Below are 19002 nucleotides of genomic sequence, written 5' to 3' on the forward strand. Positions count from 1 at the left end.
GCGCTGGCTGGGTGGTGAAACGACGACTCGCTCAAGCGCAGTCGGACAACGGGCTAGCCATGAATCCTTCACCGTGAGCGCTGATGTGTGGAGGCTCAGCAACCGCAGCGCCGAATTAGCGCGCTGCTACCTAGAGAGCTACCTAGCACAGAAACGCTCCCGGCCGCTCGAACCGACGAGCTTCGTATCCGATTGAAAAATAAGGGGAAAGTGGTGGACGCACTAGGGCTCGAACCTAGGACCCGCTGATTAAGAGTCAGCTGCTCTACCAACTGAGCTATGCGTCCGTGCCGGGAAGGGGCGTGGCCCCGTTCGATCGGAAGCGGGCGGTTAGCAGCCGCATCGGCGCATTGCAACGGCTATTTTTGCGCGCGGCTGCCGACCCAGTCGGCAGTTGCCGACCGAACGCGTCATTCGCTCAAAATCGCACGACGCCGCGATTTTGGCGCTCGATCGCCATCAGGATCCCGAGGCACAGCATAAACGTCATCACCGATGATCCGCCCCAGCTGATCAGCGGCAGCGGCACGCCAACGACGGGCGCGAGGCCCATCACCATCGCCATGTTGATGCTGAAATAATAGAAGATCGTGGCGGTCAGTCCGGCCGCCGTCAGCTTGGCGAAGCGGGTCTGCGCGCGCATCGCGACCGATATGCCCCATTGCACGATCACGAAGAACGCGGCGATCAACAGCAATCCGCCAACCAGGCCCCATTCTTCCATCATCGTCGCCAGCGCAAAGTCGGTGTGCCCCTCGGGCAGGTAATCGAGGTGGCTTTGCGTGCCGTTGAGGAAGCCCTTGCCGAGGATGCCGCCCGAGCCGATCGCGATCTTCGACTGGCTGATGTGATAGCCGGTGCCAAGCGGGTCGCTCTCGGGATCGAGGAAGATCGCGATGCGATTGCGTTGATAGCCGTGGAGGAGGAAATTGAAGGCAAGCGGGATGGCGGCCGCCAGCGTCAACGCGCCGCCGGCAAACAACCGCAGCGGGACCCCGGCGAGGAACATCACCGTCGCGCCGCCCGCGCAGATCATCAACGCGGTGCCGAGATCGGGCTGCTTCATCACCAGCAGGGCAGGGACGCCGATCATCAGCGCTGCCGGCCAGATGGCACCGAAACGGCGCGTTTCGTTGGGCGGGAGCATGTCATAGAATTTGGCGGTCGCGAGCACGATCGACAGTTTCATCAACTCCGATGGCTGGATGCGCGTGATGCCGATGTCGAGCCAGCGTTGCCCGCCACCGCGCACGGCGCCGATCAACTCGACGAGCACCAGCATCACGATCAGCACGGCATAGATCGGCAGCGCGCTCGCGCTGAACCAGCGTTCGGGCACCCGCGAGAGCATGATTGCACCGGCGAGGAACAGCAGCAGCCGAATCCCCTGAGCAAGCGCCCAGGGCCGCACATGCCCGCCTGCGGCCGAATAGAGCACCACCAAGCCAAAGCCGCCGATCGCGAGCACGAACAAAATGATCCGCCACGGCAATTGCGCGAAAGGGCGGGGGACCATGCCGTAACGCGTTGCCATCACTGGTCCTCCGTCGTGCCATCGGCCGCGACGCCACCGGTGCTGCTGTTGCCGACAATCGCGGCAGTGGTGTTGCTGGCTTCGGCTGCAGCATTGACGGCGGGTGCTTCGGTGGCGGCCGTGGCGTTGGTTTCGGTCGCCGCGTCGCTGGCGGCGGTCGCGACCGATTGGCGGAACTCGGCCTCGCGCGCGGCCATGCGGGTCGGGATGTCGCCGCCCCAGCTTGGTTCGATCTCGGCCAGCGAGGCGACCGCGCGGTCGCGGTCAAACAAATAGGTCATGATGTCGCGGCCGATGAGCGGCGTGTCGAGATTGCGCTCAGTGTGGCCATTGTGTTCGAGCACGATTGCGGCGGCGTAGCGCGGCTTGTCGGCAGGCGCGAAACAGACGAACAGTGCGTGATCGCGAAGCTTGAACGGCAGCTGGCCATTTTTGAGCACGCCCGATGCGCGTTCGGCCATGGTGATGCGGCGGACCTGCGCAGTGCCCGTCTTCGCCGCGATCGCAACGCCGGGAACGAGCAGACGCGCGGCACCCCCGGTCCCGCCTTCATTGACCACGCCGTACATCGCACTGCGCACGACCGCGAGATGGGCCGGATCGACGCCCAGCGCGGGCCAGTCGCGGCGGACCTTGTCGAGCAGCAGAGTCGGCTCCACCACCCGCCCCGATCCGATCCGCGCCGCCATCACCGCGAGTTGGAGCGGATTGGCGAGCACATAGCCCTGACCGATCGACGCATTGAGCGAGTCGGCGACGGTCCATGCTTCCTTGTATTTCTTCAGCTTCCACGCTGCGTCGGGCATGGTGCCGAATCGCTGCGAGCCGAACGGCAGCTCGAATTTCTGGCCAAGCCCCAGCAGCCGGGCGATCGGCGCGATGCGATCATAGCCCAGCCGCCGCGCCATTTCGTAGAAATAGATGTCGCAGCTCTGCATCACGGCATGCTTCATGTCGACGCCGCCATGCCCGCCGCGTTTGTGGCAATGGAACACGCCGCTGCCGACGCGCAACGCGCCCGAGCAATTGACGCGCGCGCTGGGGTCAACCCCCGCCGCCTGGAGCGCCAGCGCGTTCATCGGCTTGACCGTCGAGCCCGGGGGGTAAAGCCCCTGGATCACCTTGTTCATCAGCGGCACATGGTCGTCTTGCGACAACATCTGCCACTCGAGGTGGCTGATCCCATCGGAAAAACTGTTGGGATCGTAAGCGGGGACTGACACCATCGCGAGCATTTCGCCGGTGAAACAGTCCATCACCACGGCCGAGCCCGAATTGGTGCCAAGGCGCCGCGCCGCATATTCCTGCAAGCCGGCGTCGATCGTTAGCCGCATCGGTGCACCGGGCGTGTCGGCGCGCGTGGCGAGTTCGCGCACAATCTTGCCATGGGCGGTGACTTCGACGCGCTTCGCTCCCGGCGAGCCGCGCAGTTCACCCTCCAGCGCCTTTTCGAGCCCGTCCTTGCCGATCTTGAAGCCAGGGGTGACGAGCAGGGGGTCTTTGGCCGCCTTATATTGTTCGGCTGACGCAGCCCCGACATAGCCGGTCAGATGGGCGACGGCGGCGCCCGCCGGATAGTAGCGCGCAAAGCCCTGCGTCGGTGCCACACCGGGCAATTCGGGCAAGCGGACATTGATCGCGGCGAAGCGCTCCCAGTCGAGATTGTCTGCGACCTGAACCGGCTGGAAACCGGCGGCATGCTTCAGATCGAGCCGGATGCGTTCGACGTCGTCGGGCGTCAGCGACAGGATTTTCGCCAGGCGGGCGAGCACGGCTTCTTCGTCGCGGAGCCGATCGCGGATGATGTCGACGCGAAAATCGGTGCGATTATTGGCGATGGGGACATTGTGCCGGTCGACGATCCAGCCCCGGCGCGGGGGCACCAGCGTCAGGTTCACGCGGTTGCTTTCGGCCATCATTTCATAATGCTGGTTCTCGGCGATCGACAGCCACGCCATCCGCCCCGCGAGGACCAGCCCGACGCCGGCCTGTACCGCCCCAAGCGCAAACGCGCGGCGACTGAAGCCGTAATTCTGATACGCTTCGGTGATGATCTTTGAGGGGCGGTTCATGTCGCCACCGCAGCGGTTCGGCGATCGAGCCAGCTAATGAACTGCGCAACGATGGGGTAGAGCATCACCGCCACGACAATCTGCACCAACACAATCGTATCTACATTTGCCTGAAGCGGGGTTGCCATCAGCCGACCGAACAACAGATAGGCGGTTATCGCACCCGATGCCAGCAGCCAGTCCTGCCAGAAATCGCGCGCGACCAGCCGCTGGTCGAGCAAGTCGATGACGATGAAAGCCACCGTCCAGCTCACCATTGCGTTGCCGAACGGCTGGCCGCTGAACAGATCGTCGATCAGCCCCAGTAGCAGCGGCGACCAGACGGGCAGCGCCTCGATCCGCGCCAGGCGCCACGCGATCAGCATCATGAAGCCGAAGGGCGGGAACAGGGGCATGCTGGCGATCATCGGCAAGAGCGTCAGCAGCGACCCGGCAATGACTGACCCGCTCGGGATGAGCAGCGCGGTGATGGGGCGCGGGGGCGGATCAAACGGGCCGCGGTGCCTGGCCATTATCGTGCGCGCTCCGGCGCGATCGGCATCGGGACGAACGCGCGCTCGACCAGCGCATAGTCGAAGGTGTCGGCGCGCGCGAAACCCCGGGCGGTCGTGGTGTCGCGCCCACCCGCCGTCGCGCGGGCGACGGGGACATTGGGTGAGAAAATGCCGCCGGTGCCTGATGTCATGAAGATGTCGCCGGGGTGAAACACCGCGCTGCCGGCGTTGACCGCTCGGATTTCGATCAGGCCATCGCCCCGGCCAGCGGCAATCGCGGGCAAGCCGTCGCGCGCCCGTCGCACCGGGACAATGCTTTCCGGATCGGTGATCAGCAGGACGCGGGCGTTGTTCAGGCCGACCTCCACCACGCGCCCGACCAAGCCTTCGGGGCCGCGCACCGGTTGGCCCACTTCGACTCCGCTCTGGCTGCCGGCGTCGAGCACAGCGTAGCGTCGGGTGCTGGTCGCGGTCGAACTGACGAGATGCGCCGAGACTACAGTCGTCGCGACTTGCTCGCGCACGCCAAGCAGTCGTTTCAGACGGCGGTTTTCATAATCGAGCCCGCGTGCGCGCATGATATCGGCCTTGCTTTGGGCGATCTGGGCGCGGAGCGCTTCGTTGCGTTGCTTGACGGCGAAGTAGTCGCCGACGCCCTGTGGAATCGCGGCGATCCAGCGCGTGATCCCCGCAAATCCCGACGAGACCGGCGTGGTGACCGTTGCCGCTGAGGTCCTGAGGGCGCCAAAAGTTGCGGGATCGAACCGTGACAGCGCGAGCAGGACGGCAGCGACCAGCCCGCCGGCGACCAGAATCACATAGCCAACGAACTGGCCATATTGCGCGCGGCGCGAAAACCCCGGTCGCCGCGGCCGCGATGCCATGATGGCGCTCCCGATCGGCCAGCTTTAGGCGCTGAGCAGCACGCCGCGGAAGATCGGGTCTTCCAGCGCGCGGCCCGTGCCAATGGCAACGCAGGTCAAGGGATCGTCGGCGATGGTAACGGGCAAGCCCGTTTCGTCGCGCAGCACTTCGTCGATCCCGGTCAACAGCGCGCCGCCACCGGTCAGCACAATGCCCTGATCGACGATATCGGCGGCCAGCTCGGGCGCGGTATTCTCCAGCGCGATCCGCACGCCTTCGACGATCGTGCCGACCGGCTCGCTCAGCGCTTCGGCGATCTGGCCCTGATTGATCTGGATTTCCTTGGGCACGCCGTTGACGAGGTCGCGACCCTTGATGTGGATCGTCAGGCCAATGCCATCGAGCGGCGCCTTGGCGACACCGACTTCCTGCTTGATCCGCTCGGCCGTGGCTTCGCCGATCAGCAAATTGTGATTGCGGCGGACATAGGAGACAATCGCTTCGTCCATCTTGTCGCCACCGACCCGCACCGAGGTGGTATAGGCAAGGCCGCGCAGCGACAGGACCGCGACTTCGGTGGTGCCGCCGCCGATGTCGACGACCATGCTGCCAATCGGCTCGGTGACGGGCATGTCGGCGCCGATTGCGGCGGCCATCGGCTCTTCGATCAACCAGACCTGGCTCGCGCCCGCGTTCTGCGCGGCGTCACGGATCGCGCGACGCTCGACGCTGGTTGAACCCGACGGCACGCAGATCACGATTTGCGGCCAGCGCATGAAGCGGCTCTTGCCGCCGTGGACCTTGCGGATGAAGTGGCTGATCATCTGTTCGGCAACGTCGATGTCGGCGATCACGCCGTCACGCAGCGGGCGGATGGCCTGAATGCTGTCGGGCGTCTTGCCCATCATCAACTTGGCGTCGTCGCCGACCGCCTTGACCTTCTTTTGGCCGTTGATTGTCTCGATCGCCACCACCGATGGCTCGTTGAGGACAATGCCGCGACCACGCAGATACACCACGGTATTGGCCGTGCCCAAATCGATTGCCATGTCGTGCGACATGAAATTGAAGAACCGTGAGAAGTTCATCTAAAATCCTGTTTCAGGCCAAGCGCGGTGAGCGCGCGAGGCAATGCGCATTGTCTTCCGTTTCCCCGGTCGAGCCGTCAGACTCGCCGTCCGGGCTTGTTGTGTATTCGGGTCGCGGAAAGCCGCCGCTTGGGCTAGAGAATCGGCCATGTCAATACGTCGCCTGCCCGAACATGTCGTCAATCGAATCGCCGCCGGTGAAGTGGTCGAACGCCCCGCCAGCGCGTTGAAGGAGCTGATCGAAAACGCAATCGACGCAGGCGCTACGCGCATCTCTGTGAGCCTGAGCGCAGGCGGCGCCGATTTGATCGAGGTGACCGACGACGGCATCGGCATGACGCCCGCAGACATGGCGCTCGCGCTGGAGCGGCATGCGACGTCGAAACTCCCTGACAAGCTGTTGAATGATGGCGCGATCCAGGCGGTCGAGACACTCGGTTTCCGGGGTGAGGCGCTACCGTCGATCGCCAGCGTCGCGCGGCTGACGCTCGAAAGCCGGGTGCGCGGGGCCGAAGGGTGGCGCCGCGTGGTCGATAATGGCGTGGTGGTCGAGGAAGGTCCCGCCGGTCTGCCACCGGGTACGCGCGTGCGGGTCGAGGGGCTGTTCGCGCATGTCCCGGCACGGCGCAAGTTTCTGCGCAGCGCGCGAAGTGAATATGCAGCCTGTATCGACGTGGCACGAAGGCTGGCGATGGCGCGGCCGGACATCGGGTTTCAGCTCAGCCATGACGGGCGGATGGCGCTCAACGTTGCGCCCGCCGCCGATCGCCCGAGCCGAGTCGCGGCGCTCACCGATCGCGCGCTGATCGACAACAGCGTCATCATCGAGCTCGAGCGCGAAGGGATTGTGCTGGGCGGCGTCGCGGGCCTGCCGACCTTCAATCGCGGGATCGCCGATCACCAATATCTGTTCGTCAACGGGCGGCCCGTGAAGGACCGGCTGCTGGTGGGGGCAGTGCGCGGCGCCTATGCCGAGATGCTCGCGCGTGACCGCCATGCCGTGGTCGCGCTGTTCCTTGAGGTGCCGGCCGACCAAGTCGATGTGAATGTCCACCCGGCCAAAACTGAAGTGCGCTTCCGCGATCCGGCGCTGGTGCGCGGGATGATCGTGAGCGGCTTGCGGCGGGCGCTCGACGACGCGGGGCACCGCAGCGCGCCGCGCCCCGATGCAGCGGCAATGGCGGCGTGGCGGTCCGAGCCGGTGGCGCCCCCGGCCTGGGAAGCGGGCTGGGTGGCACCATCGCCCGCGACGACCGCGCTGCACGACCGGCGTCCTGACTTCTTTGCCGCGAGCGCCCCGCAAGCGCGCGCCGAGCCTGCCTGGGCGCCGCCGCCCGAGCCGGTCGTGTTCCCGCTTGGCGTGGCGCGTGGGCAAGTCGCGCAGACCTATATCGTCGCCGAGGCCGAGGACGGGCTGGTGATCGTCGACCAGCACGCCGCGCATGAACGGCTGGTGCTCGAACGAATGCGCAAGGCGCTCGCGGGGGGCGGTGTCGCGCGGCAGGCGCTGTTGCTGCCCGAGGTGGTCGAGCTCGACGAAGTCGCGTGCGACCGGCTCGACGCGCGCTCGGGCGATCTGGCCGAAATGGGGCTGGAGCTGGAGCGTTTCGGGCCGCGCGCGGTGCTGGTGCGCGCGGTGCCGGCGTTGCTGGGGCAGAGCGATGTTATCGGCCTCGTCACCGATCTCGCCGATGATTTGGCGGCCTATGACGAAGCGCTGAGCTTGCGCGAGCGGCTCGACCATGTCGCGGCGACAATGGCCTGCCACGGATCGGTGCGGGCAGGGCGCATTCTTTCAGTCGCCGAGATGAACGCGCTGCTGCGCGAAATGGAAGTCACCCCGCATTCGGGCCAGTGCAACCACGGCCGCCCGACCTGGGTGAAGCTCGCGCACGGCGATATCGAGAAGCTGTTCGGGCGGAAGTGAGGCGAGTAGCCAGGATCAATGCCCCAGGCCGGGCGGTAGCCTTCCGATATGACGCTGCTATAGGCCCGCCATGAAGACACTCGGACTGATCGGCTTTGGCCGCTTTGGGCAGCTCGCGGCGCAGATGCTGCAAGGGCGCTTTGCGATCTCGGCCAGTGATCAGCGCGACCAGAGCGCGGTCGCTCGGTCGCTCGGCGTCAGCTTCGTCGACATCCACACTGCTGCACGCTGCGACATCGTGGTGATCTCGGTGCCGGTTCAGAACATGCTATCGGCGATCAAGTCGATCGCGCCGGTCGTTCGTCCGGGGAGCTTGGTTGTCGACGTGGCGTCGGTGAAGGTCTTCCCAGCGGCGTGGATGACCGAGCATCTGCCCGAATCGGTCGATGTGGTGGCGACCCATCCGCTCTTCGGGCCGCAGAGCGCCAAGCTCGGACTCGTCGGCCAGCGACTGATCGTGTGCCCCGTCAGGGGGCGCGCGCATGAAGCCGTTGCTCGTCTTGGCCGCCGCATCGGCCTCAGCGTCCATGTAACGACGCCCGAACAGCATGATCTCGAAATGTCCTACGTCCAGGCACTCTCGCACCTGATCGGGCGGGCGCTGATCAATATATCGGCACCGGCGGAGAGTTTGAGCACGCGGTCGTACGAACATCTGCTCGATCTGTGCTCGCTCATCAAGGATGACTCGTTCGAGCTGTTTTCGGCAATCCAGACCATGAATCCCTATGCCAGCGGCGTCACCCGCGACTTTCTCCAGGAAGCGGCAAGATTGTTGGAAGAGGCCAACCAGCGGCGCGACGCCGCCACGGAGGCCTAGTTTTCCACGGGCACGAAAAACCCCGCAGCCAGGCCGACTGCGGGGTTCCTTGATTTCGCGGTAAGGTAAGACGCTTAGGCAGCGTCGCCTTCGGACTCGGAGGACTGCACTTCTGCCGTCGCGCCGGGTTCGGCGTTGGGATCATAGTCCTCAACGAAACCAGCCTCGTCCTTTTCGAACATCGCTTCCATGACATTGACGCCGCTGGCCTGCATTTCGGCTTCTTCAGGCGAGCGCGCGATGTTGACCTTGACGGTCACGGCGACTTCGGCGTGGAGCGTGACCTTCACGTCATAGATGCCGATTGCCTTGATCGGCTTGTTGAGCACGATCGCGTTCTTGGCGACCTTGTGACCGTCGGCGGCAAGCGCCTCGACCAGATCGCGGACCGCGACCGAGCCGTAAAGCTGGCCGGTGTTCGACGACTGGCGGATCATCGTGATCGTGATGCCGTCGATCGTCTTGGCTTCGGTTTCGGCCTCGGCACGGCGCGCGGCGTTTTCGGCGACGATCCGCTCGCGGTTGGTTTCGAACACCTTGCGATTGGCGGCGTTCGAACGGAGCGCCTTCTTGTTGGGGAGCAGGTAGTTACGGGCGAACCCGTCCTTTACCTTGACGACGTCGCCGATGGCGCCGAGCTTCTCGACGCGTTCGAGCAGGATGACTTCCATGTCAGTCCTTCCTTACTTAACGATATAGGGCAGCAGGCCCAGATGACGGGCGCGCTTGATCGCTTGGGCGAGTTCGCGCTGCTTCTTCGCGCTCACCGAGGTGATGCGACTGGGTACGATCTTGCCGCGTTCGGACACGAAGCCCTGCAGCAGGCGTACGTCCTTATAGTCAATCCGGGGCGCATCCTTCGCGGAGAAGGGGCAGCTCTTGCGGCGGCGGAAAAATGGGCGTGCCATTGTCTATATGCTCCTTATTCGCCGTCGAAGTCACGACGGGGGCGGTCGCCGCGATCACCGCGGTCGCCACGATCGGGCCGGTCGCCCCGTTCACCACCACGGCGGCTATCGCGCTCACCACGGTCGCTCTTGCGCATCATCACCGTCGGCCCGGCTTCGAGTGCGTCGACCTTCACGGTCATATAGCGGATGATGTCTTCGTTGATCTGCGTCTGGCGCTCAAGCTCGGCGACGACACCGGCGGGGGCGTCGATTTCGAGCATCACATAATGCGCCTTGCGGTTCTTGGCGATCTTGTACGCCAGGCTGCGGAGGCCCCAGGTCTCGGTCTTGACGACCTTGCCTTCGTTATCTTCGACGATCTTGGTGGCGATTTCCGCCAGTGCGTCCACTTGCGCCTGTGCCAGATCCTGGCGCGCAAGGAACACATGCTCATAAAGAGCCATGTCTTGTCCTTCATCTTGGCCGATTGCTGATCGTCGCGACCATCGCGAGACCCCTCCGGCTGTCGTCCTCACTCATTCCGGGCGAACCCGAAGCGCGGGCACATACGCGAAACGCGCATAAAAGCAAGCGCGCTTGCCATTGCAGGCGCAGGTTTCTAGGCGGGCGCACGCAATAATTCGCAAGGAGAGGCCCGTGCGCGCATTTATCTTCCCCGGACAAGGCAGTCAGGCGGTCGGCATGGGCCTTGCGCTCGCCGACGCCAGTCCGGTCGCGCGCGAGACATTTCAGGAAGTCGATGACGCGATCGGCGAGAATTTGTTCCGGTTGATGACGCAAGGGCCCGACGAGACGCTGATGCTGACCGAGCATGCCCAGGCGGCGATCATGGCCAATGCCATTGCGACCCTGCGCGTGCTGGAACGCGAGGGCGGCGTGCGGCTGGCCGAGAAGGCAGCATTTGTCGCTGGCCATTCGCTCGGCGAATATACGGCGCTATGCGCGGCGGGGGCGATTGATCTCGCGACGACCGCGCGGCTGCTCAAGCTGCGCGGCTGGGCAATGCAGGAAGCCGTGCCGCCGGGTGTCGGCGGCATGGCGGCGCTGCTTGGCGCGATGATCGAGCAGGCGCAGGCGATTGCCGATACGGCGGCCGAGGGCGAGGTTTGCGCGATCGCCAACGACAATGCGGTGGGACAGGTCGTGCTGTCGGGGCATATCGGCGCGATCGAGCGCGCGGTCGCGCTGTGCAAGGAGCATGGCGTCAAGAAGGGCATGCTGCTGCCGGTGTCGGCGCCCTTCCATTGCTCACTGATGCAGCCCGCCGCCGACCAAATGGAGCACCGGCTGAAGGCCGCGCGGATCGACGCGCCGCTGGTCCCGCTCTACGCCAATGTGCTGGCAGCGCCGATCACTGACCCCGACATCATCCGCGCGCGGCTGGTCGATCAGGTAACGGGCGTGGTGCGCTGGCGCGAATCGATGCTCGCGATGGCGGCGGCAGGCGTGGAGCAGTTCGTCGAATTCGGTGCCAAAGTGCTCGGCCCGTTGAACAAGCGCACCGTCGAGGTTGAGACGCTGAGCGTCGTGACGATGGCCGATATCGAGGCTTTGGCGAAGGTGATTTGAGGGAGCAAATGATGTTCGACCTGACAGGCATGACCGCGCTGGTGACGGGCGCTTCGGGAGGGATTGGTTCGGCGATTGTGGAGGCGCTAGCGGGGCAGGGCGCGCGGCTCGCGGTGTCGGGGTCGAATGCCGACAAGCTGGCCGCGTTTCGCGATAGCCTTGGCGGCGAGCATGTCGCCTTGCCGTGCAACCTTGCGGACGGCGCCGCGGTCGACGCGCTTGTCCCGGCGGCGGTCGAGGCGATGGGCGGCAAGCTCGATATCCTTGTCAACAATGCCGGGGTGACGCGCGACAATCTCGTCATGCGGATGAAGGATGAGGAGTGGGATAGCGTCATCCGCATCAATCTTGAAGCCGCCTTCCGGTTGGCACGCGCGGCGGCGCGGCCAATGATGAAGGCGCGATTTGGCCGAATCGTCTCGATTACGTCTGTTGTCGGCGCCACGGGCAATCCGGGGCAGGCCAATTATGCCGCCTCCAAGGCGGGGCTGGTGGGCATGTCGAAAGCGCTTGCGCAAGAACTCGCGAGCCGGGGCATCACCGTCAATTGCGTCGCGCCGGGTTTCATCGCGAGCGCGATGACCGATGGCTTGCCCGATGCGCAGAAAGAGGCGTTCAATGCGCGCATCCCGATGGGCAAGATGGGCGAGGGCGCGGACATCGGTGCGGCCGTGGTCTATCTCGCCAGCCGAGAGGCTGCTTACGTCACGGGCCAGACAATCCACGTCAACGGCGGCATGGCGATGATCTGACTCCTCTTGTCAGCGCCCGACCGCCGTTCTACGTGCGATGAGGAAACACGAACCCCAATATCGAAGAGGGAAGATAGCATGAGCGAGACCGCCGATCGCGTGAAGAAGATCGTCGTCGAGCATCTCGGCGTCGAAGCCGACAAGGTGACCGAAGACGCGAGCTTCATCGATGATCTGGGCGCCGACAGCCTCGACATCGTCGAGCTGGTGATGGCGTTCGAAGAAGAATTCGGCGTCGAAATCCCCGACGATGCGGCCGAAAAGATCGGCACCGTCAAGGATGCGATCACCTATATCGACGAGCATCAGGGCTGAGCCGGGCGGGTGGCCCTGCCGCCCGATCAGGCCCGATCAGCCAAAGGGCCCGCGCGGGCCGATCAACATGAACCGGCCCTTCGTCCCAGTGATTCTCCGGGGCGAGGGGCCGTTTCGCTATTGGCAATTCGATGATTGACCCGTCGTATGTTGCCCAGGACGTGAAGAAGGAAAATGCGATGCGCCGCGTTGTCGTAACCGGATTGGGCCTCGTGACGCCGCTCGGCGCCGATGTCGAGACCGCCTGGGCCAATATCCTGGCGTCAAAGTCGGGCGCGGGCACGATCACGCGCTTCGACGCGAGCGATTATGCCTGCCGCATCGCCTGCGAGGTCAAGCCCGCCGATCACCCTTACGGCTTCGATCCGGGCAAGCGCGTCGATCATAAGGTGCAGCGCCAGGTCGATCCCTTCATCATTTTCGGGATCGACGCCGCAAGCCAGGCGCTCGAAGACGCAGGTCTGACCGATATGAGCGAAGAGGAACGGCTGCGCACGGGCTGCTCGATCGGCTCGGGCATCGGCGGCTTGCCGGGGATCGAGAGCGAGTCGCTGGTGCTGCATGAGCGTGGGCCGCGCCGCGTGTCGCCGCACTTCGTTCATGGCCGGTTGATCAACCTGATCTCGGGGCAGGTGCAGATCAAATATGGCCTGATGGGCCCCAACCACGCGGTGGTGACGGCGTGCTCGACGGGCGCGCATTCGATCGGCGATGCCGCGCGGATGATCATGCTCGACGACGCCGATGTGATGCTCGCAGGCGGCGCCGAGGGTGCGATCTGCCCTATCGGTATTGCCGGGTTTGCCCAAGCGCGTGCCCTCGCGACCGAGTATAATGACGCGCCCGAAAAGGGCAGCCGCCCCTATGACAAGGCGCGTGACGGCTTCGTGATGGGTGAGGGCGCGGGCGTGCTCGTGCTTGAGGAATATGAGCATGCCAAGAAGCGCGGTGCGAAGATTTACGCCGAAGTGATCGGCTACGGCATGTCGGGCGACGCCTATCACGTCACTGCGCCCGAACCGACCGGGGCAGGTGCCTATCGGTCGATGGAAATGGCGATGAAGCGGTCGGGGCTGTCGCTCGGCGATATCGATTATATCAACGCGCACGGCACCTCGACGATGGCCGATTTGATCGAACTGGGCGCGGTGCGACGCTTGTTCGGCAATGCGATCGGCACTTTGTCGATGAGTTCGACCAAATCGGCGATCGGCCATCTGCTCGGCGGCGCGGGCGCGGTCGAGAGCATCTTCTGCATTCTCGCGATGCGCGACCAGATCGTGCCGCCGACGCTCAATCTCGACGATCCTGACGAGGGCGCCGAGGGCGTCGACCTGGTGCCGCATGTCGCGAAACAGCGCCGCGTGAAAGCGGTGCTCAACAATTCGTTCGGCTTCGGCGGCACCAACGCGAGCATCATCATGAAGGCGATGGACTGAGCCCGAAAGGCCCAACGGCAATGCGCAGGCTTGGTTGTTTCGGATTGATTCTCGTGCTCGCGCTCGCGGCGGGCGCGTTTCTGGTGCTGCAGGAATGGGGTGGGCGCGGGCCGCTTGCCGCGAGCACGCGCTTCGAAGTGAGCGATGGCGCGACGCTGACGGGCACGGCGCAGCGGCTCGAAAAAATCGGTGCGATCCATTCGGCTGATCGCTTCAAAATCTATGCGCGGCTGTTCGGCGCGCGCACGCGGATCAAGGCGGGCGAGTATCGCTTTCCGGCGCATCTAAGCGAAGCCGACATCCTGAAGTTGTTGCAGGGCGGCAAGACGCTCCAGCGCTTTGTGACCGTGCCGGAGGGGTGGCCTTCGATCTTGGTCAAGGAACGGCTCGATGCGATGACCGAATTGAAGGGAAGCGTCGAGGCGCCGCGCGAAGGGTCGGTGCTGCCTGACAGCTACAGCTTCGAACGTGGCGACGACCGCGCGACGATCGTCAAGCGGATGCAGGATGCGATGACCAATTACCTCGCGGCCGCCTGGGCCAAGCGCAAGCCGGGGCTGGCGGTGCGCACGCCTGAGCAGGCGCTGGTGCTCGCCTCGATCGTCGAGAAGGAAACCGGCAAGCCGAGCGAACGGCGGACAGTGGCAGCGGTCTATTCGAACCGGTTGAAGCAGGGGATCAAGCTTCAGGCCGATCCGACGATCATCTACCCGCTCACCAGGGGGAAGCCGCTCGGGCGTCGCATCCTGCTGTCCGAAGTCCATGCGGTGAACGATTACAACACCTATGCGATGACGGGTTTGCCGAAGGGGCCGATCTGCAATCCGGGGCGGGCGAGCATCGACGCGGTGCTAGACCCCGCCGACAGCCGCGCGCTCTATTTCGTGGCCGATGGCAGCGGCGGGCATGTGTTTGCCGACACGTTGGACCAGCATAACATCAACGTCGCGAAGTGGCGCGCGTATCGCGCGGCACACGGGATTTGACCGCCGCTCGGCTGGGTTGCCTTCTCACCAACCGTTCGTGTCGAGCGAAGTCGAGACACCGTGCGACTCGCTTGCCGCCCGTCCCTCGACGTTGCTCGGGACAAACGGGGGCGTAGTGGCGAAAGTCGTTAGTTGCGCAACCCCGCCGCTTCGCGCGCCAATGCTTCCACCTCGGCCATGCTCGCGCCCTTGGGGGTGACCCAGCTGCCGCCGACGCAGAGCACTGGGTCAAACGCCAGCCAATCGGGCGCGGTGACTTCGGTGATGCCGCCGGTGGGGCAGAAGCGGCACTGGTGGAAGGGCGCGGCGAGGCTTTTGAGCGCGGGCAGGCCGCCCGCCGCCATCGCCGGGAAGAATTTGAAATGGGTAAGGCCAAGGTCGAGCCCGCGCATGATGTCGCCGGCATTGGCGATGCCGGGCAGGAACGGCACGCCGCTGTCGATAATGGGTGTTGCGAGCCGCTCGGTCAGGCCGGGGGAGACGATGAACTCGGCGCCCGCGTCCATCACTGCAGCGAACTGGTCGGCATTGACGACGGTTCCGGCGCCGACGATTGCGCCGGGCACGCGCTTCATCGCACGGATCGCGTCGAGCGCGGCGGGGGTGCGCAAAGTCACTTCGAGCACGCGCAAGCCGCCTGCGACCAGCGCTTCGGCCAGTGGCTGCGCGGTCGCGGCGTCGTCGATCACCAGCACCGGAATGACCGCGCTGGTCCGCATGATGTCAGCTATATCGGTCATTTGGCGAACTCCTGAGCGAAGGCAGCCGCCGCGCCGAACAGGCCGGGCTGGGGATGGGTGATCAGTTTGACCGGGATCGCTTCCATCATGCTGCGGAAGCGCCCCTTGGCGGCGAAACGCTCGGCGAACCCCGAGCGGGCGAGGTGATCCTTGAGCCGCAGGCCGAGCCCGCCGGCAATCACCACACCCTTTGCGCCTTGCGCCAACGCGAGATCGCCCGCCACCGCACCGAGGCTGAGGCAGAAGCGGTCGAGCGCGGCGAGTGCGAGGCTGTCGCTGCCTTCGAGCGCGCGGGTCCAGATCGCCTTGTCGTCGATGCGTGGATCGTCGCGCTTCTCGATCTCGGCGAGCGTGCGGTAGATCCCGACGATGCCGGGGCCGGAAACGACGCGTTCGGCCGAGACGCGGCCATGATCGGCGCGCAGCCGCTTGAGCACGGCGTCCTCAATGCTGTCGAGCGGCGCGAAGTCGGTGTGGCCGCCTTCGGTTTCGAGGACGTGATAGCCGCTGGCGGTGCGGAGAACTTGTGCCACGCCAAGGCCGGTGCCGGGGCCGCAGACCGTGATGATGCCGCGCTCGGGCAGCGGCAGGTCGGGGCCGGTGATCGTTTCGAACATCGCGTCATCGACTTGAGCCACGGCATGGCCGACCGCGCCGAAGTCATTGATCAGGACATAATCGTCGACGTTCAGCCGTTCCTTCACCAGCGCGGGGCGGATCACCCAGGGATTGTTGGTGAGCTTGATCAGCTCGCCGCCGACCGGCGAAGCCACCGCAATCGCGGCCGCGCGGGGGAGGGGCCCCGCCTGCGCGCCGAAGGCTTCCCACGCCGTCTGGAGGCTGGCGAATTCGACGGTTTTGAGTGTGACGGGCTCGCCGAGCGATTGCACCCGACCGCCCGCGACCTCGGCGATCGCAAAGCGGGCATGGGTGCCGCCGATATCGACTGAAACGACCTGCATCAGGCGCCCATCGCGGCGAGCAGTGCGCTGCCGCCCTTTTCGGCTTCATTGGCGCCGTGGCGGAACAGGGAGAACAGCTCGCGGCCTGTACCAGTTGCGGCGGGGGGCGGCGAGACGGGCACCCGACCGGTCCATTCGGCATCGTCGACCTGCGCGTGGAGGACGCCCGCCTCGGCATCCATCCGGATCACGTCGCCGTCACGGACCCGGCTGAGCGGGCCGTCTCCCAAAGCCTCGGGGCTGGCGTGGATCGCGCAGGGCACCTTGCCGCTCGCGCCTGACATCCGGCCATCGGTGACGAGCGCGACCTTGAAGCCGCGGTTCTGGAGGACGCTGAGCGGCGGGGTGAGTTTGTGCAATTCGGGCATGCCGTTGGCGCGGGGCCCTTGGAAACGGACCACGACGATCACATCGCGGTCGAGCTCGCCCGCCTTGAACGCGGCCTGCACCGCGGCTTGGTCCTCGAACACCCGCGCGGGCGCTTCGATGATCCAGCGGTCGCGCTCGACGGCGGAGACCTTGATGCACGCGCGACCGAGATTGCCGGTCAGGATGCGGAACCCGCCTTCGGGCGAGAAGGGGGCAGCGGCGGGCTTGAGGATGGTGTCATCGCCGCTCGCACCCGGATCGCGCCAGACGAGCTTGTCGTCCTCGAGCGCCGCCTTGGTGGCATAGGCTGACAGATCGTCGCCCGACACGGTGAGCAGATCGCGGTGGAGCAGCCCTTCGCCCAGCAGCTCGCGGATCACATAGCCGAGGCCTCCGGCGTCCTCGAACTGGTTCACATCCGCAGAACCGTTTGGATAGACGCGGGCGACGAGGGGCACGACGCGGGACAGCCGGTCGAAATCTTCCCAGTCGATCGTGATCCCGGCGCACGCCGCAATCGCGGGCAAATGGATCAAGTGATTGGTCGAGCCGCCGGTCGCGAGCAGGCCGATCGCCGCATTGACGATCGCCTTTTCATCGACGCAGTGGCCGATCGGGCGGTAATCCTCGCCATCCCAACCGATCTGGGCGATGCGGTGGACGGCGGCGCGGGTGAGTTCCTGCCGCAGCTTGGTGCCCGGATTGACGAAAGCCGCGCCGGGGACGTGGAGGCCCATCATCTCCATCATCATCTGGTTCGAGTTCGCCGTGCCGTAAAAGGTGCAGGTGCCCTTCGAATGATAGGCAGCGATTTCCGAATCGAGCAATTCGTCGCGGCTCGCTTTCCCTTCCGCGTATAATTCGCGGGTACGCGCCTTTTCCTTGTTCGAAATACCCGATCGCATCGGCCCGCCGGGGATCAGGATCATCGGCAGGTGGCCGAAGCGCAACGCGCCCATCAGCAACCCGGGGACGATCTTGTCGCAAATGCCGAGCAGCGCGGCGCCCTCGAACATGCCGTGGCTCAGCGCAATCGCCGTCGACAGCGCGATCGTGTCGCGGCTGAACAGCGACAGTTCCATGCCGGGAAACCCTTGCGTCACGCCGTCACACATCGCGGGGACGCCGCCTGCGACCTGCGCGGTCGCGCCAGCTTCGCGCGCCCAAATCTTCATCTGCTCGGGGTAGCGATAATAGGTCGCGTGCGCGCTGAGCATGTCGTTGTAGGCGGTGACGATGCCGATGTTCATCGCGCGCCCCGCCTTCATCGTCTCGCGGTCTTCCTCGGTCCCCGCGAAGCCGTGGGCGAGATTGGCGCAGCCGAGCATCGGGCGATCGACGCCGCCCTCACGCTCGCGCTCGATCAGCGCCAGATAGGCAGCACGGCCCGACTTCGACCGTTCGATGATCCGGTCGGTGACGGCAGCGATCTCGGCATTGAGGCTCATTTACGCACTCCAGTGAATGTCGATCGGCAGCTCGATATCGGCGAGCACGCGACCGATGGGATAGGGCGACATCGGCCCGTCCTTGATCGCGCGCTCGATCACGTCGCGCTTGGCCTGCCCGGTGACCGCGAGCATCAACGCGCGGCTGGCGACAATCGCCTGCCGGGTGAGGGTGACGCGCGCGACGGGGGCCTCCTCCGGCAGATCGCCGGGCATGACGCCAACCGCGCGGCGCTCCTTGGGGCCGTTCACGGCTTCGTCGAAATCGCGGCCAGGGAAGATCGAGGCGGTATGACCATCGGCCCCGACGCCGAGCACGCACAGATCGAGCGGCCAGTGCACATCCTGAAGCCGCGCATCGGCGGCTCGACCGGCGGCCTTGTAATCGCTCGCGGCTTCGCTGGTGATCGGCAGGACGCGCACGCCCTTGGGCAGGAAGACCTTGGCAATCGCGGTGATGTTCGACAGCGCATCGCCCATCGGCACCAGCCGATCATCGGTCGGCAGGATCGTCACCCGCTTCCAGTCGAGCTTGGCCTTGGCGAGCTTGTCATAGATCGCCAGCGGCGTCTTGCCACCGGGCAGCGCAATGACGGCGGCCCCGCGCGCATCGATCGCGGACTCGACAATGAACGCTGCATCACCAGCGACCGCGTTTGCCATCTCATCAGCGCTGTCGTAATCCCACCATTCGATCTCGGTCATGCTCGGT

Annotated in this window: 19 protein-coding genes and 1 tRNA gene; 7 read left to right on the forward strand and 13 right to left on the reverse strand. The window is 65.3% G+C overall.

The window, feature by feature from the left end; genetic code table 11:
• Positions 1–211: 211 nt before the first annotated feature.
• From K2W81_RS09640 to K2W81_RS09665, 6 genes are all read right to left on the reverse strand, one after another.
• A tRNA-Lys gene (locus K2W81_RS09640) sits at positions 212–287 on the reverse strand.
• A 131-nt stretch (positions 288–418) separates the two neighbouring features.
• A complete protein-coding gene (gene rodA, locus K2W81_RS09645) occupies positions 419–1534 on the reverse strand; it encodes a rod shape-determining protein RodA (protein WP_294103734.1) in 1116 nt (371 codons plus the stop codon).
• Positions 1534–3606 carry a penicillin-binding protein 2 gene (gene mrdA / locus K2W81_RS09650; RefSeq protein ID WP_294103736.1) on the reverse strand — a complete coding sequence of 691 codons (2073 nt, stop codon included), beginning with the start codon at positions 3604–3606 and terminating at the stop codon, positions 1534–1536. The genes rodA and mrdA overlap by 1 nt, the downstream gene beginning before the upstream one ends.
• Complete coding sequence (mreD, locus tag K2W81_RS09655; protein WP_294103738.1) at positions 3603–4118, reverse strand: rod shape-determining protein MreD; 516 nt, start codon at positions 4116–4118, stop codon at positions 3603–3605. The genes mrdA and mreD overlap by 4 nt, the downstream gene beginning before the upstream one ends.
• Positions 4118–4984 carry a rod shape-determining protein MreC gene (gene mreC / locus K2W81_RS09660; protein ID WP_366932230.1) on the reverse strand — a complete coding sequence of 289 codons (867 nt, stop codon included), beginning with the start codon at positions 4982–4984 and terminating at the stop codon, positions 4118–4120. The genes mreD and mreC overlap by 1 nt, the downstream gene beginning before the upstream one ends.
• Positions 4985–5008: 24 nt before the next feature.
• A complete protein-coding gene (locus tag K2W81_RS09665; RefSeq protein WP_294103740.1) occupies positions 5009–6052 on the reverse strand; it encodes a rod shape-determining protein in 1044 nt (347 codons plus the stop codon).
• A gap of 148 nt (positions 6053–6200) precedes the next feature.
• Between K2W81_RS09665 and mutL the strand changes: the two genes are divergently transcribed.
• Both mutL and K2W81_RS09675 read left to right on the forward strand, forming a co-directional pair.
• Positions 6201–7979, forward strand: a complete 1779-nt coding sequence (mutL, locus tag K2W81_RS09670; RefSeq protein ID WP_294103742.1) for a DNA mismatch repair endonuclease MutL — start codon at positions 6201–6203, stop codon at positions 7977–7979.
• Between the two features lie 70 nt (positions 7980–8049).
• Positions 8050–8799, forward strand: coding sequence for a prephenate dehydrogenase/arogenate dehydrogenase family protein (locus K2W81_RS09675; RefSeq protein WP_294103744.1), 750 nt, complete (start codon positions 8050–8052; stop codon positions 8797–8799).
• A gap of 74 nt (positions 8800–8873) precedes the next feature.
• On the opposite strand, the gene rplI is transcribed toward K2W81_RS09675, so the two are convergent.
• Genes rplI through rpsF form a run of 3 tightly spaced genes read right to left on the reverse strand, consistent with a single transcriptional unit; the run spans position 8874 to position 10153 of the window.
• A complete protein-coding gene (rplI, locus tag K2W81_RS09680; protein WP_294103746.1) occupies positions 8874–9470 on the reverse strand; it encodes a 50S ribosomal protein L9 in 597 nt (198 codons plus the stop codon).
• A 12-nt stretch (positions 9471–9482) separates the two neighbouring features.
• Positions 9483–9707 (reverse strand): 30S ribosomal protein S18, encoded by a 225-nt coding sequence (gene rpsR / locus K2W81_RS09685; RefSeq protein ID WP_010543816.1) that lies wholly within the window; start codon positions 9705–9707, stop codon positions 9483–9485.
• Between the two features lie 14 nt (positions 9708–9721).
• On the reverse strand, positions 9722–10153 hold the full coding sequence (gene rpsF / locus K2W81_RS09690) for a 30S ribosomal protein S6 (protein WP_294103748.1): 432 nt from the start codon (positions 10151–10153) through the stop codon (positions 9722–9724).
• Between the two features lie 193 nt (positions 10154–10346).
• Here rpsF and fabD point away from each other — a divergent pair, with 193 nt between their 5' ends.
• The 5 genes from fabD (at position 10347) to mltG (ending at position 14771) form a co-directional block, all read left to right on the forward strand.
• Positions 10347–11279, forward strand: coding sequence for an ACP S-malonyltransferase (gene fabD / locus K2W81_RS09695; protein WP_294103750.1), 933 nt, complete (start codon positions 10347–10349; stop codon positions 11277–11279).
• Between the two features lie 11 nt (positions 11280–11290).
• Positions 11291–12031, forward strand: a complete 741-nt coding sequence (gene fabG, locus K2W81_RS09700) for a 3-oxoacyl-[acyl-carrier-protein] reductase (protein ID WP_294103752.1) — start codon at positions 11291–11293, stop codon at positions 12029–12031.
• Positions 12032–12109: 78 nt separating this feature from the next.
• Positions 12110–12346 carry an acyl carrier protein gene (locus tag K2W81_RS09705; protein ID WP_294103755.1) on the forward strand — a complete coding sequence of 79 codons (237 nt, stop codon included), beginning with the start codon at positions 12110–12112 and terminating at the stop codon, positions 12344–12346.
• 179 nt (positions 12347–12525) lie between these two features.
• Positions 12526–13785, forward strand: coding sequence for a beta-ketoacyl-ACP synthase II (gene fabF, locus K2W81_RS09710; RefSeq protein WP_294103788.1), 1260 nt, complete (start codon positions 12526–12528; stop codon positions 13783–13785).
• 20 nt (positions 13786–13805) lie between these two features.
• Positions 13806–14771 carry an endolytic transglycosylase MltG gene (mltG, locus tag K2W81_RS09715; RefSeq protein WP_294103757.1) on the forward strand — a complete coding sequence of 322 codons (966 nt, stop codon included), beginning with the start codon at positions 13806–13808 and terminating at the stop codon, positions 14769–14771.
• Between the two features lie 128 nt (positions 14772–14899).
• On the opposite strand, the gene eda is transcribed toward mltG, so the two are convergent.
• The 4 genes from eda to pgl are packed head-to-tail and all read right to left on the reverse strand — an operon-like array spanning position 14900 to position 18995.
• Positions 14900–15511, reverse strand: coding sequence for a bifunctional 4-hydroxy-2-oxoglutarate aldolase/2-dehydro-3-deoxy-phosphogluconate aldolase (gene eda / locus K2W81_RS09720; protein ID WP_294103758.1), 612 nt, complete (start codon positions 15509–15511; stop codon positions 14900–14902).
• Positions 15508–16473 carry a glucokinase gene (glk, locus tag K2W81_RS09725; RefSeq protein WP_294103760.1) on the reverse strand — a complete coding sequence of 322 codons (966 nt, stop codon included), beginning with the start codon at positions 16471–16473 and terminating at the stop codon, positions 15508–15510. Before glk ends, eda begins: the two co-directional genes overlap by 4 nt.
• Positions 16473–18290 carry a phosphogluconate dehydratase gene (gene edd / locus K2W81_RS09730; RefSeq protein WP_294103762.1) on the reverse strand — a complete coding sequence of 606 codons (1818 nt, stop codon included), beginning with the start codon at positions 18288–18290 and terminating at the stop codon, positions 16473–16475. The genes glk and edd overlap by 1 nt, the downstream gene beginning before the upstream one ends.
• Positions 18291–18995 carry a 6-phosphogluconolactonase gene (pgl, locus tag K2W81_RS09735; RefSeq protein WP_294103764.1) on the reverse strand — a complete coding sequence of 235 codons (705 nt, stop codon included), beginning with the start codon at positions 18993–18995 and terminating at the stop codon, positions 18291–18293.
• Positions 18996–19002 lie beyond the last annotated feature (7 nt).

The sequence above is a fragment of the Sphingomonas sp. genome (genome assembly GCF_019749955.1).
Lineage (GTDB): Bacteria > Pseudomonadota > Alphaproteobacteria > Sphingomonadales > Sphingomonadaceae > Sphingomonas.

What these genes read in the sequence shown, in the direction of transcription:
- rodA (WP_294103734.1), bottom strand. Translation starts at nt 1,534, where the DNA reads ATGGCAACGCGTTACGGCATGGTCCCCCGCCCTTTCGCGCAATTGCCG.
- mrdA (WP_294103736.1), bottom strand. Translation starts at nt 3,606, where the DNA reads ATGAACCGCCCCTCAAAGATCATCACCGAAGCGTATCAGAATTACGGC.
- mreD (WP_294103738.1), bottom strand. Translation starts at nt 4,118, where the DNA reads ATGGCCAGGCACCGCGGCCCGTTTGATCCGCCCCCGCGCCCCATCACC.
- mreC (WP_366932230.1), bottom strand. Translation starts at nt 4,984, where the DNA reads ATGGCATCGCGGCCGCGGCGACCGGGGTTTTCGCGCCGCGCGCAATAT.
- K2W81_RS09665 (WP_294103740.1), bottom strand. Translation starts at nt 6,052, where the DNA reads ATGAACTTCTCACGGTTCTTCAATTTCATGTCGCACGACATGGCAATC.
- mutL (WP_294103742.1), top strand. Translation starts at nt 6,201, where the DNA reads ATGTCAATACGTCGCCTGCCCGAACATGTCGTCAATCGAATCGCCGCC.
- K2W81_RS09675 (WP_294103744.1), top strand. Translation starts at nt 8,050, where the DNA reads ATGAAGACACTCGGACTGATCGGCTTTGGCCGCTTTGGGCAGCTCGCG.
- rplI (WP_294103746.1), bottom strand. Translation starts at nt 9,470, where the DNA reads ATGGAAGTCATCCTGCTCGAACGCGTCGAGAAGCTCGGCGCCATCGGC.
- rpsR (WP_010543816.1), bottom strand. Translation starts at nt 9,707, where the DNA reads ATGGCACGCCCATTTTTCCGCCGCCGCAAGAGCTGCCCCTTCTCCGCG.
- rpsF (WP_294103748.1), bottom strand. Translation starts at nt 10,153, where the DNA reads ATGGCTCTTTATGAGCATGTGTTCCTTGCGCGCCAGGATCTGGCACAG.
- fabG (WP_294103752.1), top strand. Translation starts at nt 11,291, where the DNA reads ATGTTCGACCTGACAGGCATGACCGCGCTGGTGACGGGCGCTTCGGGA.
- K2W81_RS09705 (WP_294103755.1), top strand. Translation starts at nt 12,110, where the DNA reads ATGAGCGAGACCGCCGATCGCGTGAAGAAGATCGTCGTCGAGCATCTC.
- fabF (WP_294103788.1), top strand. Translation starts at nt 12,526, where the DNA reads ATGCGCCGCGTTGTCGTAACCGGATTGGGCCTCGTGACGCCGCTCGGC.
- mltG (WP_294103757.1), top strand. Translation starts at nt 13,806, where the DNA reads ATGCGCAGGCTTGGTTGTTTCGGATTGATTCTCGTGCTCGCGCTCGCG.
- eda (WP_294103758.1), bottom strand. Translation starts at nt 15,511, where the DNA reads ATGACCGATATAGCTGACATCATGCGGACCAGCGCGGTCATTCCGGTG.
- glk (WP_294103760.1), bottom strand. Translation starts at nt 16,473, where the DNA reads ATGCAGGTCGTTTCAGTCGATATCGGCGGCACCCATGCCCGCTTTGCG.
- edd (WP_294103762.1), bottom strand. Translation starts at nt 18,290, where the DNA reads ATGAGCCTCAATGCCGAGATCGCTGCCGTCACCGACCGGATCATCGAA.
- pgl (WP_294103764.1), bottom strand. Translation starts at nt 18,995, where the DNA reads ATGACCGAGATCGAATGGTGGGATTACGACAGCGCTGATGAGATGGCA.